General features: G+C 35.0%; 14 protein-coding genes. 12 read left to right on the top strand and 2 right to left on the bottom strand.

Annotated elements, in window-relative coordinates:
• Positions 1-342 precede the first annotated feature (342 nt).
• From PMOB_RS06230 to trpA, 7 genes are all read left to right on the top strand, one after another.
• Positions 343-1,821: an anthranilate synthase component I family protein gene (locus PMOB_RS06230; RefSeq protein ID WP_012209030.1), complete on the top strand. Its 1,479-nt coding sequence runs from the start codon at positions 343-345 to the stop codon at positions 1,819-1,821.
• Between the two features lies 1 nt (position 1,822).
• Positions 1,823-2,413: an anthranilate synthase component II gene (locus PMOB_RS06225; RefSeq protein ID WP_012209029.1), complete on the top strand. Its 591-nt coding sequence runs from the start codon at positions 1,823-1,825 to the stop codon at positions 2,411-2,413.
• Positions 2,406-3,440: an anthranilate phosphoribosyltransferase gene (gene trpD, locus PMOB_RS06220; RefSeq protein WP_012209028.1), complete on the top strand. Its 1,035-nt coding sequence runs from the start codon at positions 2,406-2,408 to the stop codon at positions 3,438-3,440. Before PMOB_RS06225 ends, trpD begins: the two co-directional genes overlap by 8 nt.
• A 13-nt stretch (positions 3,441-3,453) precedes the next feature.
• Positions 3,454-4,215, top strand: coding sequence for an indole-3-glycerol phosphate synthase TrpC (trpC, locus tag PMOB_RS06215; RefSeq protein ID WP_012209027.1), 762 nt, complete (start codon positions 3,454-3,456; stop codon positions 4,213-4,215).
• Complete coding sequence (locus tag PMOB_RS06210; RefSeq protein WP_012209026.1) at positions 4,212-4,835, top strand: phosphoribosylanthranilate isomerase; 624 nt, start codon at positions 4,212-4,214, stop codon at positions 4,833-4,835. The genes trpC and PMOB_RS06210 overlap by 4 nt, the downstream gene beginning before the upstream one ends.
• A gap of 472 nt (positions 4,836-5,307) precedes the next feature.
• On the top strand, positions 5,308-6,489 hold the full coding sequence (gene trpB / locus PMOB_RS06205) for a tryptophan synthase subunit beta (protein WP_012209025.1): 1,182 nt from the start codon (positions 5,308-5,310) through the stop codon (positions 6,487-6,489).
• Positions 6,486-7,262: a tryptophan synthase subunit alpha gene (gene trpA, locus PMOB_RS06200; protein ID WP_012209024.1), complete on the top strand. Its 777-nt coding sequence runs from the start codon at positions 6,486-6,488 to the stop codon at positions 7,260-7,262. The genes trpB and trpA overlap by 4 nt, the downstream gene beginning before the upstream one ends.
• Before the next feature lie 32 nt (positions 7,263-7,294).
• Here trpA and PMOB_RS06195 read toward each other — a convergent pair whose 3' ends face one another.
• Positions 7,295-7,564 carry an acylphosphatase gene (locus PMOB_RS06195; protein ID WP_012209023.1) on the bottom strand — a complete coding sequence of 90 codons (270 nt, stop codon included), beginning with the start codon at positions 7,562-7,564 and terminating at the stop codon, positions 7,295-7,297.
• Positions 7,565-7,576: 12 nt separating this feature from the next.
• Positions 7,577-8,248, bottom strand: coding sequence for a zinc metallopeptidase (locus PMOB_RS06190; RefSeq protein WP_012209022.1), 672 nt, complete (start codon positions 8,246-8,248; stop codon positions 7,577-7,579).
• Between the two features lie 447 nt (positions 8,249-8,695).
• On the opposite strand from PMOB_RS06190, the gene aroF reads away from it, so the two are divergent.
• The 5 genes from aroF (at position 8,696) to aroC (ending at position 13,964) form a co-directional block, all read left to right on the top strand.
• Positions 8,696-9,715 (top strand): 3-deoxy-7-phosphoheptulonate synthase, encoded by a 1,020-nt coding sequence (gene aroF, locus PMOB_RS06185; protein ID WP_012209021.1) that lies wholly within the window; start codon positions 8,696-8,698, stop codon positions 9,713-9,715.
• Positions 9,716-9,750: 35 nt separating this feature from the next.
• Positions 9,751-10,593 (top strand): prephenate dehydrogenase, encoded by an 843-nt coding sequence (locus tag PMOB_RS06180; protein WP_012209020.1) that lies wholly within the window; start codon positions 9,751-9,753, stop codon positions 10,591-10,593.
• Between the two features lie 179 nt (positions 10,594-10,772).
• Positions 10,773-12,071 (top strand): 3-phosphoshikimate 1-carboxyvinyltransferase, encoded by a 1,299-nt coding sequence (gene aroA, locus PMOB_RS06175; RefSeq protein WP_012209019.1) that lies wholly within the window; start codon positions 10,773-10,775, stop codon positions 12,069-12,071.
• The gene (locus tag PMOB_RS06170; RefSeq protein WP_155811073.1) at positions 12,068-12,856 is read left to right on the top strand and encodes a shikimate dehydrogenase family protein; all 789 of its coding nucleotides are present in this window, start codon (positions 12,068-12,070) and stop codon (positions 12,854-12,856) included. Before aroA ends, PMOB_RS06170 begins: the two co-directional genes overlap by 4 nt.
• Before the next feature lies 1 nt (position 12,857).
• Positions 12,858-13,964, top strand: a complete 1,107-nt coding sequence (gene aroC, locus PMOB_RS06165; protein ID WP_012209017.1) for a chorismate synthase — start codon at positions 12,858-12,860, stop codon at positions 13,962-13,964.
• The last annotated feature ends 9 nt before the right edge of the window (positions 13,965-13,973 follow it).

Genomic DNA, 13,973 nt, shown 5'->3' with positions numbered 1-13,973 from the left:
AAAAAGCTAAAGTGGAAGGAAACTTGACAAGGTTAAAAAATTATGTTATACTAAAATTAAATTGATATTAACGGGGTAATAGCATGTTTGATCAAGAAAAGCTTTTTTTTAAATCACCCAAGTTAAAAAACAATACAATAAATATAATTAATTGGTGGTGGCATCTCGGATAGGGATGCCTGTGTGAATCTGCCTAAAAAGTAATCAAAGGGCATCCCTTCAGGGATGCCCTTTTTTAATTAAGGAGGTCTTTTTCCTATTAAAAAAGGGATAAAAGGACCTCCTTTTATTTTTTTAAAAAGCACAAACTAAGCAAAAATTAATGCCGAGAAGGAGGGGAATATGTATACTAAAAGGTCTGTAATAAATCAAACAATTTTACCAGTTATAGAAAAAATAAGCCTGGAAAATCCTGATCCAACAGTAGTTTATAAAAAAATTGCTTTAAATAATCAATATTCGTTTATATTAGAAAATCTTTCGATCAACGAAAAAAAGTATTCCTTAATAGGAATCACTCCATTAAAAGTCGCGAAATTAAATTATACAACCAAGAAGAAGACAAGACTCCATTTTTTTGAAAAAGGTAAAGCTTTTCTTGATGAAAATACAGATTACATATCTTTTTTAAAGGAACAGTTAGAAAGTATTCAGTATGAAAGTATTCTAAATATCCCAGATTTATTTGCAAGTTTTGTAGGATACTTCGGTTATGAGATTATTTCCATTTGGGAAGATATATACCATAATGAAATGGATAAAGATCTCAAACATGGAGATTTACCACTATCTATCTTAGTATTTCCAAGAATCTCATTGATATTAGATCAAAATGAAAAATTGGGATATTTGGTTAATGTTGTGAATAGCGGGTCAGAAGAAGATATAGAAAGTCGAATTTCTTTGGCTAAACATGAAAATCATCAGATATTAAAAGATTTGGAAAAAACTTCTACTCAAGGGGAAGAAGAAAGAAATAATGATCAAGTCAAATTGAAGATCAAACACCACACAAGTAAAGAAGAATTCGTCGAAAAAGTAGAAAAAACAAAAAATTATATAAACGCTGGTGAGGCTTTTCAAATCGTCATATCTCAAAGGTTTTCTTGCAAAATAACGCAACATCCTTTTGAAATATATGAAAATCTAAGAAAGATAAACCCTTCACCTTACATGTTTTATCTAAATTTTCCAGAAGCAACCATTATTGGCTCTTCTCCAGAAATGCTAGTAAAAGTTGAAGGGCAAAGAGTAATCACCAGGCCCCTTGCTGGTACAAGAAAGAGAGGGGAAACTCCCCAAGCAGATGAAGCCATAGAAAAAGAACTCTTACGTGATGAGAAAGAAAGGGCGGAACACATAATGCTTGTTGATCTTGCAAGGAACGATTTAGGCAGGGTATGTAAAGAAGGAAGTGTTAAGGTTACAAAATTTTTTGGAATTGAAAAATATTCACATGTGATGCACATCTATTCGCAAGTTGAAGGTTTAAAAAAGAATTATTTAAACTCACTTGATGTATTGAAATCTTTGTTCCCAGCCGGGACCGTATCAGGAGCTCCAAAGATTAGGGCTATTGAAATAATCGATGAATTGGAAGACGAACCAAGAGAAATCTATGCCGGCGTAGTTGGATACATTGATACAAAAGGAAATTTAGATACAAGTATTGCAATAAGGACGATGGTGTGCAAAGAAAATGAAGTAAGGATACAAGCTGGTGCTGGTATAGTGTCTTATTCGATTGCTGAAAATGAGTATTATGAAACAGTCAACAAGGCAATGGCAATGTTCAAATCTTTAGAAAAGGGGGATTGTTGAGATGATTCTTTTGATAGACAATTACGACTCATTCACCTACAACATATATCAAACAGCGTGTGAGTTCGATGATGTTTTGGTCTATAGAAACGACAAAATAACTGTAAAAGATATTGAAATGCTCAAGCCTTCTCACATAATAATTTCTCCGGGACCAGGTGTTCCCAAAGATGCTGGGATTTCCATCGAAACCATTAAACACTTTAAAGGAGTAATTCCAATTCTTGGAATCTGTTTAGGTCATCAGTGCATTGCGGAGGCTTTCAATGGAAAGGTTGTCAGAGCAAAAGAGATATTCCACGGAAAGACTTCTAAGATATATATCAAAGAAAAAAAGGATATATTTCAAGGTATAGATAGCCCCTTTGAAGCTACCAGATACCATTCACTTATCGTGTCAAACGAGATGTTCCCGAAAGAATTAAAAATAACGGCCTCTACACAAGACGGAGAGGTCATGGCCTTAAGGCACATTAGTTACCAAATATATGGGGTACAATTCCATCCAGAATCTATATTAACAACAGTAGGACCGAGATTAATAGAGAATTTTATAAATATTAAAGTTGAAAGGGGTGTCAGCTATGTTTAATTACTATCTTCAAAAAGTTGTAAAAGGAGAAAATTTGAGTTTGGACGAGATGGAACAGGCGATGGAGATGATTATGGAAGGTAAAGTAACACACAGTCAACTTTCTGGTTTTTTAGTTGCTCTGCATATGAAAGGAGAAACGGTCGAAGAAATCACAGCAAGTGCAAAAGTTATGAAAGAAAAGGCTACACCAATAAGTATTGAAAGCGGCGAACTTATGGATACATGTGGAACAGGTGGAGATGCTAAGGGAACCTTCAACATTTCTACCGCTGTAGCCTTTATCTTGGCAGCAGCTGGGGTTGTTGTTGCAAAACACGGTAACAGATCCGTATCAAGTAAAAGTGGGAGCGCGGATGTATTGGAGTCTCTTGGAATCAATATATCATTACCCCCTTCTTCAGTTGAAAGATGCTTGAAAGAGATAAATATAGCCTTTCTTTTTGCTCAAGATTTTCATAAAGCTACTAAACATGCTGCTGTACCAAGAAAAGAATTAGGAATAAGGACCATTTTTAACGTCTTAGGACCCTTGACAAATCCTGCAAATATAAAATATCAATTAATGGGCATATACGATCCAAAATTGGTTTACCCTATAGCAGAGGTTTTGAATAACTTGGGAGTTAAAAGGGCGATGGTTGTTCATGGCTCGGAAGGCATAGATGAATTTTCCCTGTCAGGAAAGAATAAAGTGGCGTTTTTGAATGAAGGTAAGATAGAAAAGTTAGAAATATCCCCGGAAGATTTAGGGCTTGAAAAGTACAGCATACAAGAGATCCAAGGCGGAAGCGCAGAAGAAAATAAAAGAATAATATTAAACATATTTAACGGTGAAATGGGTCCCAAAAGGGATGTAGTCGTTTTGAATACAGCAGCCGGGTTATATGTGGCAAATAAAGTCAACAGTTTAGAAGAAGGTATCAATTTTGCACAAGAGATAATTGATAGTGGAAAAGCGATGAAGAAATTGGAAGAGATGGTAGAGTTTACTAACTTTCTATCTTTACAAGCAAAAACTTCTTGAAAAGGAGGAAAAGATGTATTTAGAAAAGATAGTAGAAACAAAAAGGGAAGAAGTAGCAAAGCTAAAAGAAAAGAAAATCTCCTTAAAAGACTCCTTCCAAAAAGGAAAATTAACTTTAATAGCGGAAATCAAAAAAGCCTCGCCAAGTAAAGGGATCATTTCAACGAATTTTGACCCACAAAGGCAGTTAGAGTTATATATAAAAGGTGGTGCAGATGCTATTTCTATTCTAACTGATGAAAAATATTTTCAAGGTAGTACAAATATTTTAAAAGAATTAAGACCCAAAACAAACCTTCCTATTTTAAGAAAAGATTTCATAATCGATCCTATACAGATCTACCAGTCGTTATTTCTGGGGGCCAACGTTATTTTACTCATAGCTTCAATACTAACAAAAAAAGAGATTTCTAATTTTCTTAAGATATCAAAAGATATAGGTTTAGAAGCCATAGTCGAAGTTCATAACCATCAAGAATTAACAAAGGTTTTAGATACCGAAACTGAAATTTTAGGGATAAACAACAGAGATTTGAGTGATTTTTCTCTTAGCCTAAGAAACACGGAAAAATTACTTGAAGAACTTGAAAAATTAGGTAAACGAAGAGATTTTTATGTGATTTCAGAAAGCGGGATTAAAGAAAAAAGTGACATCGATTACCTTAGAAGTTTAGAAGTAGATGGGGTATTAATAGGAGAAGCTCTAATGAAAGAAAACGATCCTGTTTTGAAGATTGGAGAACTATTTCCAGAAAAAAGGAGTAATTTACAGTGATTAGGATAAAAGTTTGTGGGATCACAAACATTGAAGACGCCATTAACATATCCAAAGCTGGGGTAGATGCTTTAGGTTTCATTTTAGCTGAAAGCCCAAGAAAAGTTGAATTATCGAAAGTTCTTGAAATATCTAAAGAGTTACCACCCTTTGTAAGCAGGGTAGCGGTGGTAGTTAATCCTGTCAAAGAAGAAATTGAAAAAATTGAAAGAAGTAAAGTATTTGATTACGTTCAATTTCACGGATCAGAAGATGTAAATATAATTAAAAATTGCAAGTTAAAAACAATAAAAGCTATTAAAATTGAAAATAAGAGCTCTTTGGAAGAAATATCCAAGTACAATGATTTTGTGGATTACTTCTTATTTGATACAAAAATTGGTGAAAAGATAGGTGGTACAGGACATACTTTCAATTGGGAGATTTTAAAAGAAGCTAATATAAAAAAACCGTTCATCTTAGCGGGTGGTTTGAGCCCAGAAAACATAGTTGAAGCTATAAAAACAATCAGACCCAATGCCGTTGATCTAAACAGCAAAGTTGAATTGTATCCAGGTAAAAAAGATATTAGGTTAATAAAAGAAACTATCGATAGGATAAATTCTATCAAAATAAAATAATAAAATTAAAAGGGTGGGAAGCGGGGCGAAGGGTCTTTAACGTACGTTTTAGAAACAAGATTTTGATTTTAAAAGGGTCACAGGGCGGAGCCCTTTTGCAGCTTTGTGCAAAATGTTTTTTATAAAGCTTTAGAAGTAACTTCCAAATTCTCATTTGCGCAGCATTTTGCAGCCTTATGCAAAACGCCTTGTTCATAATTCCTTTGAAATAATTTCCAAATTCTCATTTGCGCAGCAAATGATGCACGGGGATCTTAAGGGGTTTACCCCTTGTTTGCTGCACTATGCAAACTGTGTTTTTAGATGAATTTGACTTTGAACTTGGTTTTGGGGATCTTAAGGGGCGAAGCCCCTTAATGTATGGGTTTATGGGACCGCATGTCCCTTTCTAAAGAAGGGTGGGAAGCGGGGCGATGGGGTGCTATAACAAACTTTTTAATTGCAAAAAAATAAAAAAGGAGGATGAAATTTTATGAAAAAAGCTTATTTTGGTCAGTATGGAGGTAGATACGTTCCAGAGACATTGATTCCAGCGCTCGAAGAGTTGGAGGAAGCTCACGAAAAATATTCAAAAGATCCTGATTTTATAAATGAATACCAAGGTTTGTTGAAAGATTACTGTGGAAGGCCCACCCCTTTATATTTTGCTGAAAGATTTACCGAATATCTTAATGGTCCAAAAATATATCTAAAAAGGGAAGATTTAAACCATACGGGGGCGCACAAAATTAATAACGCGTTGGGGCAAGTATTACTTGCAAAAAGAATGAATAAAAAAAGAATAATAGCAGAGACCGGTGCAGGCCAGCATGGTGTGGCAACAGCAACCGCTGCAGCTAGATTTGGGTTGGAATGTATAGTTTACATGGGGGCAGAAGATATCAGAAGACAAGCGCTCAATGTATACAAAATGAGGATGTTGGGAGCAAAAGTAGTGCCTGTATACAGCGGTAGCCAAACTTTAAAGGAAGCCATAAATGAAGCTATTAGAGACTGGGTTACAAACGTAGAAAACACCCACTACGTTATAGGTTCTGTTGTAGGACCACATCCATACCCTAAAATAGTTAGAGATTTTCAAAGGGTTATTGGTGATGAATCTAAAAATCAGATTTTAGAAAAAGAAGGAAGGTTGCCTGATTATATAGTTGCATGTGTTGGCGGAGGTAGTAACGCTATGGGTATATTCTACCCTTTTATAGAAGATAAAGATGTTGAATTGATAGGAGTGGAAGCTGCAGGAAAAGGATTAGAAACTGGCCAACATGCCGCTTCTTTAACTGCGGGGAAAATAGGGGTCCTTCACGGGAGTAAATCTTACGTCTTACAAGATGATGACGGTCAAATTCAACTGGCATATTCTATTTCTGCAGGTTTAGATTATCCGGGTGTGGGACCTGAACATAGTTATCTACATGATGAAAAAAGAGCTCAGTATGTATCGATAACAGATGAAGAAGCGTTGAAAGGTTTTGAACTTTTAACGAAATTGGAGGGAATCATCCCAGCATTTGAAAGTTCCCATGCAATAGCTTACGCTATGAAAATTGCACCATCACTTGATAAAGATAAAATCATGGTAATAAATCTTTCTGGAAGAGGAGACAAAGATGTCGATTCTTATATAAAACTTGGTAGGGAGGCACTAGAATGAGCAAAATAAGTGAAGTTTTCAAAAATAGCAAGGCTTTAATCACCTATGTAACAGCCGGAGATCCGAACTTAGAGGTTACAAAAGAAATTATATTAGAATTGAACAAAGATGGTGTTGATATTATAGAGGTAGGAATACCTTTTTCCGATCCTTTAGCAGATGGACCAATAATTCAAAAAGCAAGCCAAAAAGCTTTAAAAAATGGGGTTACCCTTAAAAAAATTTTTGAAACCTTGAATGAAATCAAAGAAGAGGTTACTTGCCCACTCGTTTTAATGGGTTATTACAACTCAATTCTCAATTATGGTATCGACAATTTTATAACAGAAGCCGTGAATACAGGCATCTCTGGAGTAATAATTCCTGATTTGCCTTTTGACGAAGAAGAGGAATTTTACGCAAAAATAAAAGAAAACGGTATCGATCCTATTTTACTAGTTGCTCCAAATACCTCTGAAGAGCGACTAAAAGAAATCTCTAAGGTATGTTCTGGATTTTTGTATTGTGTATCTATTATGGGAGTAACAGGGGATAGTCAAGCACCTATGGAGCATTTGAAAGAGTATTCACAAAGAGTGAGAAAGTATGTTAATATACCTTTAGCTATCGGTTTTGGAATAGATAGCCCGACAAAGGCTAAAAATATTATTGAATACTTCGATGGAATAATTGTGGGAAGTGCCCTAATAAAAATAATCGATGAAAACAGTGATGACAAAGGTAAGTTGCTTAAAGAAATAAAAAGATTTACTAAAAGTTTGAAAGTATGGTGAAAAAAATAGAGGCTACTCGCCTCTATTTTGGTTTAATACTCTATATGAAAACTTCCATAATTCCCTATGGGGAAATCTTCTTCTTGAACATCTTCTAATCTACTGAACCCATTTCCTTGTAAGATGATAGTTTTTAGTTTCAAAACTTTTTCTTTTTCTCCTTGTGCAACCACCTCAACCGAACCGTCGGGTAAGTTTCTAACGTACCCTTCAAGTTGAAGCCTTACTCCATGCACTCTTAAAAAATGTCTTAATCCAACACCTTGAACTCGCCCATACAGTATCCATCTTTTGCAAACCATAGAAGATATACCTTAATTTCTTGAACGAGCTAACACCAGCATTCTCAAGAGTTGAGCAATCGACATCAACGCAGCTGCCACGTAGGTCAACGCAGCGGCTGATAACACCTTTTTTGCACCTGATACTTCTTCTTTAGACATGCCCATAACGGGTAAAAGTTTCAAAGCCCTACTACTTGCATTGAACTCAACTGGTAACGTTATAACTGAAAATAAAACCACGAAAAGGAACAAGAAAATTCCTGCATTCAGTAAGAAAGGTGTAGAAAAAATAAGTCCAATAAAGAATATAATCCACGCCATATTAGAACCAAAACCTGCCAACGGCACAGCCAGATTCCTGAGAATTAAAGGTTTATAACCCTTAGCATGTTGTATAGCATGACCTGCTTCGTGAGCCACAACTCCTAATGCCGCTATAGACGAACTGTTATAAGTGGAGTCAGAAAGTCTCAAAACTTTGTTAGTAGGGTCATAATGATCACTCAAAGTACCTCTTACTCTTTCGACTTTAACATCATATAACCCAACGGAATCAAGTAATCTTCTGGCAAACATATAGCCTGGCTCGCCAATTGATGCCTTTACTCGAGAATATTTGTTGAAAGTGCTACTAACTCTTGCTTGAGCCCAGATAGCTAATATCAATGGTGGTATCAACAACAACATAGTAGTATAATACATGACTATTCACCTCCATTTACTTTGTAAATAAGCATTTTAAATCTATACTTCATAAAAAATTTTAGCACCTTTTCATTTAGTCTATTTTACAGAAGTGTATACTTTTAAGCCTATTAATTTTGAATTATAGAGAAAAATTCGCTTTTTTAGTTGACAAAAATATTTTTTCTTGATAAAATAAATTTAAAGAAAAGTTGAGGAGAGAGCACAAATGGTTACAAAGGTCTTAATCGAAAATGAAAATAAATATTATTGGTATTTTAGCAAGACACCCATTTTGGTGGCTTTGTTTTGTCGTATGAAAACATAGTCCACAAAGATTCCAAAATGGGTGTCTACTCTTTTAGTAGGCACCTATTTTTTTTATAACAGTTTTAGCAACAAGATTTTGCTCTTTAAAGGGGTACAGGGCGATAAAAAATTTTTTAAATTCGGAGGTGAATTCTGATGGTAATCGTAATGGAGGAAAATGCAACAGAAGAAGAAGTTAGAAATGTCATTAAAAAGGTGGAAGAAGTAGGTTTTAAAGCTCATCCTGATAAAGGAGAAAATCACACGATTGTTGGGGTGGTAGGGGAAGGTGACAGGGAATACATTTTAAGCAACATTGAAACATTTCCGGGGGTTGAAAGGGTTGTAGAGATAACTCAACCTTTCAAATTAGCAAGTAGAACATTCAAATCTAAAGATTCAATATACGACATAGGAGGGATAAAAATAGGAGGAGAAAATTTTTTAACGATTGCTGGACCTTGTGCAGTAGAAAGTAAAGAACAGGTTTTAGAAACCGCTCTATTCTTAAAAGAGAAAGGGGTTAAATTCCTAAGAGGTGGAGCTTATAAACCAAGAACTTCTCCATATTCTTTTCAAGGCTTAAAAGAAGAAGGATTAAAAATTCTCAAAGAAGTAAGTGAAGAAACTGGTCTAAAGATAGTTACAGAAGTTATGGACACCAGAGAGGTCGAGTTGGTTTCAAGATATGCTGATGTTTTACAGATAGGAACAAGAAACATGCAAAATTTTGTGCTTTTAAAAGAAGTAGGTAAGCTCAACAAGCCAGTTTTACTTAAAAGGGGTCTATCAGCTACATACAAAGAATTTTTAATGTCAGCAGAATATATTATTTCTGAAGGGAACAACCAAGTTATACTGTGTGAAAGAGGAATTAGAACATTTACTGATGAAACCAGAAATACCTTGGACATCAGTGCAATACCTGTAATCAAAAGATACAGCCATTTACCTATTATAATCGACCCAAGTCACGCCAGTGGAGATTGGAGGTACGTCGCTCCTCTATCAAAAGCTGCTGTAGCAGCTGGTGCTGATGGGTTAATAATTGAAGTCCATCCGGATCCTAAAAACGCTCTCTCTGACGGTAAGCAATCTCTAAATTTTGAGCAATTCAGTGAATTAATGGATCAAATAAAAGCCTTATTAGAAATAGACAGTAAAATCTTAGCCTGAGACACAAACAACGTTGTTATTGGGAGGAACGATTAATGTTATTCAATACCGCAATAATTGTTGGCACTGGATTGGTTGGAACTTCATTAGCTCTAGCCTTTAAAGAAACAAAAGAAGTTAAAAATATCATTGGATACGATATCGATAGTAACTCTTTAAAAGAAGCTTTAAAGTTAGGAGCCATCGATGAACCTGCCAAAATATCAGAAATTTCAAAAGCGGATTTAATAATTTTTGCAACGCCAGTAGAAAGTATAAAAAGTATTTTACATGATACAATTAGTCTAGTAAAAGAAAATACAGTTGTAACTGATGTGGGTAGTACTAAATATGAAATTATGCAACTCTTTGATACTTTTAAAAACAAAAGGGTCAATTTCATAGGAGGTCATCCATTGGCAGGATCAGAAAAGTCTGGTCCATTAAACGCCAAGGCGAATTTATTCAAAGGCAAAAAATATGTATTGATAAAAAGTGCTAATTGTGACCAAATATATTTTAATAAGTTTGAAAGGTTGATCACAAAAATCGGAGCCATTCCAATAATAATAGATGCTAAAACTCACGATGAAATTCTTTCAACAACAAGTCATCTGCCGCAGATAATTGCTTATTATCTAGTAAAAACTCTGATGAATTTAAAAGAAGATAATGAAAATTATCTAAAATTAGTCGGAACTGGTTTTAAAGACACAACAAGGTTATCAAAAAGCGATCCCCAAATGTGGATCGATATATTCAAACAAAACAAAGAGAATATACTGCGTGCCATAGAGAATTTTGAAAAAGAGTTAACTGCCTTCAAGAAAGATTTAATCGAAGATAAATACAATGAAATAAAAGATGATTTGATCAAAATCAGCAAATTTGAGTTGTAAAGGCAATGTGTTGAAATGGACAAGGGGGTACTAAAACGAGTTTCAAGAATTAGATTTAGATTTTTAAAGGGGTACGGGGTGCCTTCCTTAGAAGGGTGGGGAGCGGGGTGAAAGGGCGCTATTTATAAAGTTTTCAAAATTTCTAGGGGAGGCAAAAAACGAAGTACAAGGAGGTAAAGATGAAAATTGAAGTAACTCCAACAGAAAATATAAATGCAGAGATCACCCTACCAGGTGATAAATCAATATCACACAGGGCACTAATCATTGGTTCCCTCGCTGAAGGTGAAACAAAAATACACAATTTTTTAAGTTCTGAAGATACCTTAAGTACGTTAAATATATTAAATTCAATAGGCGCCAGTATCAAACAAATTAGCGAAGATGAGGTAATTGTAGAGGGTAAGGGAAAGGATAATTTCATTGAACCATCAAACGTTCTAAACGCAAAAAACTCTGGAACCACAATGCGCTTAATGATGGGTGTATTATCGGCTCAAAATTTTTACAGTGTAATTACAGGGGACGACTCTTTGAGGGAAAGGCCTATGAAAAGAGTCATAGATCCACTAAGTAAAATGGGTGGACGTTTTTTTGCCAGGAAAAATGGCGAATTTGCTCCCATCACAATATTGGGGACGAAAGATATATCCCCCCTTGTTTATAAAACTCCAGTTGCAAGCGCCCAAGTTAAATCTGCAATTTTGTTGGCAGCTTTGTATGCAAAAGGAGAAACTCAAGTAATAGAACCCGCCAAATCTCGTGATCATACTGAAAGGATGTTAAAATATTTTGGTGCTGATATCGCTCAAAAAGATACAACTGTTGTTATCCGAGGTCTCACTAAAAATCTTGAAGGTCGGGAGTTCTTTGTACCGGGTGATCTATCATCCGCATCCTTTTTCATAGTTGCTGCCCTTATAACAAAAAACTCGACGTTATTGATAAAAAATGTGGGAATCAACCCAACTAGAACTGGCATATTATCCGTGTTGAAGATGATGGGAGCGGATATAAAGATAATCAACGAAAAAACATTAAACAATGAGCCAGTTGGGGATTTACTCGTAAAAAGTAGTTCGTTAAAAGGTGTTGAAATAAAAGGTGAGATGATTCCTTTGATTATCGATGAAATCCCTATACTGGCGATAGCTGCTACCCAAGCGAAAGGGAAAACAACTATAAAAGACGCAAAAGAATTACGTTACAAAGAAACAGACAGAATAAGAGCAATCACCAGAGAATTAAAAAAATTAGGCATAGATATTTTAGAAAAAGAAGATGGTTTTGATATAATTGGCAATCAGAAAATACGAGGAAACTGTACTTGTGAAAGTTACAACGATCATAGAATAGCCATGTCACTTGCTATAGCCGGATTGATCGCAGATAATCCAATAGAAATTGATAATTTTGAATGCGTGAATATATCTTTCCCGGAATTTACAGAGATTTTTGAGAAGATAAGGAGTATATGATGAAAAAATTCGGATTATTAGAATACCCTCACAAAGAAAGCTTATCAAAAAGGGTTTTTAATGAATACTTTAAAAAAGCTAACATCGATGCTGTATATGAAGATATTGTTATAGCACCTGATAATTTTGATGATGAAATTAACAAATATATTGATTCTTACCATGGACTCAACGTTACGGTTCCATTCAAAGAAAAAGTGATTAAATACGTCGAACCTGTTGAAGAAGCCAAAGAAATAAATGCGGTTAACTGTATTTTCAACAATAAGGGTTACAACACAGATTGGAAAGGCTTTTATAACTCGTTAAAATCATCGATGCTGCAAGAACCAGTACTTTTAGTTGGAGCGGGTGGTGCGAGTAAATCCATCATCTACGCTTTGTACAAAATGGGTATAAAAAAGTTGTTTCTTGTAAATCGAACGGTAGAAAGAGCAGAAAAATTAAGAAAGATTTTCTTGTCAAAAATAGATATAAAAATAGAATCTTTTGACCACCTACAAAGCATAATCCTTAGTTCTAAAACCTTCATAAACGCCACTTCTATTGGAATGTTTGGAGAATCATTTAATTTAGAAGTTAGCGATCTTTCCAATCTATCTCTAATTTACGATATTGTTTACAATAATACCCCTCTCCAAAAGATTGCAAAAGAAAGCAATATTAAATGTATAGATGGACGTACTTTTTGGTACCATCAAGCAATTGAAAATTTGAAGATTTGGCAGATTTATACACCAGAAATATTCGATGAAACTTTTAAAACTTTTGCTCGAGGTGAATAAAATGCAAGTAAAGATAGCTGGAGATTCACATGGTCCACAGATGATTGGATTAATAGAAGAAATACCAGCAGGGTTAAAGATAGATATAGAAAAAATAAACACAGACCTAAGAAGAAGACAGTTAGGGTACGGCCGTGGGAACAGGATGAAATTAGAAAAAGATGAAGTAATAATCGTTTCCGGATTATGGGAGGGAATAACTACTGGAGCTCCATTGGTTTTAATTATAAACAACAAAGCAAAAAATCCCATTAAAGAAGAAAGACATATTCCAAGGCCTGGACATGGGGATTATTCCTGTTGGTATAAATACAGATTAGATGACTTGAATATATACACGGAAAGAAACAGCGCGCGCTGGACAAGTGTACTCACTGCGATAGGGAGCGTTGCCAAACAATTTCTTGAAAATTTCGGTATTACAACGATGAGTTTTGTAAAATCGATCGGAAAAGTCAGTGTTGAAGAAGAAAGGTTCGAAGAAATCCAAAAAGATTTCACTTACTATATTCAAAAAAGAAATGAATCGGAAGTTCAATGTCCTTTTGAAGATATTTCTGAAAAAATGATGGAAGAAATAAAAGAAAATGCCCTAAAAAAAGCAACCACCTTGGGAGGCAGTGTAAAAACATTCGCCACAAATGTGAAACCTGGATTGGGAAGTTACGCCGATGTTTTGAACAGAGTTGATTCAAAAATAGGAAAATACTTTATGTCGATCCCTTCTGTGAAAGGGGTTTTTATAGGCAAAGAAGATGTAAGTATACCTGGCTCTGAATTCCAAGATCCTTTTACAGTTGAAGATGGGGTTATACGAAGAACAAAGAATTACGCAGGTGGCATAGAAGCGGGGATAACAAATGGAGAAAACATAGTCGTTACTACGTACTTCAAACCTATTTCAACACTTGCAAGTCCTCTGCCTTCTGTGGATCTTAAAACCAAAGAATCAAAAGAAGGCCCTTACATAAGATCTGATTCTGTTATTATTCCCGCTGCGACTGTAATAACAGAATGCACTCTGGCTATTATATTGATGGAAGAAATTATAGACGGATTTGGAAACGACAACATTGAACTTATAAAAGATAGATACTTCAAGAAATAAGGTGATATT

This window comes from Petrotoga mobilis SJ95 (genome assembly GCF_000018605.1).
Lineage (GTDB): Bacteria > Thermotogota > Thermotogae > Petrotogales > Petrotogaceae > Petrotoga > Petrotoga mobilis.
Note: the sequence above shows the minus strand (reverse complement) of the source record. Positions and strands in the feature narration are given on the sequence as shown.

Coding starts and splice junctions, on each gene's coding strand:
- PMOB_RS06230 (WP_012209030.1), top strand. CDS start 343: ATGTATACTAAAAGGTCTGTAATAAATCAAACAATTTTACCAGTTATA.
- PMOB_RS06225 (WP_012209029.1), top strand. CDS start 1,823: ATGATTCTTTTGATAGACAATTACGACTCATTCACCTACAACATATAT.
- trpD (WP_012209028.1), top strand. CDS start 2,406: ATGTTTAATTACTATCTTCAAAAAGTTGTAAAAGGAGAAAATTTGAGT.
- trpC (WP_012209027.1), top strand. CDS start 3,454: ATGTATTTAGAAAAGATAGTAGAAACAAAAAGGGAAGAAGTAGCAAAG.
- trpB (WP_012209025.1), top strand. CDS start 5,308: ATGAAAAAAGCTTATTTTGGTCAGTATGGAGGTAGATACGTTCCAGAG.
- trpA (WP_012209024.1), top strand. CDS start 6,486: ATGAGCAAAATAAGTGAAGTTTTCAAAAATAGCAAGGCTTTAATCACC.
- PMOB_RS06195 (WP_012209023.1), bottom strand. CDS start 7,564: ATGGTTTGCAAAAGATGGATACTGTATGGGCGAGTTCAAGGTGTTGGA.
- PMOB_RS06190 (WP_012209022.1), bottom strand. CDS start 8,248: ATGTATTATACTACTATGTTGTTGTTGATACCACCATTGATATTAGCT.
- aroF (WP_012209021.1), top strand. CDS start 8,696: ATGGTAATCGTAATGGAGGAAAATGCAACAGAAGAAGAAGTTAGAAAT.
- PMOB_RS06180 (WP_012209020.1), top strand. CDS start 9,751: ATGTTATTCAATACCGCAATAATTGTTGGCACTGGATTGGTTGGAACT.
- aroA (WP_012209019.1), top strand. CDS start 10,773: ATGAAAATTGAAGTAACTCCAACAGAAAATATAAATGCAGAGATCACC.
- PMOB_RS06170 (WP_155811073.1), top strand. CDS start 12,068: ATGATGAAAAAATTCGGATTATTAGAATACCCTCACAAAGAAAGCTTA.
- aroC (WP_012209017.1), top strand. CDS start 12,858: ATGCAAGTAAAGATAGCTGGAGATTCACATGGTCCACAGATGATTGGA.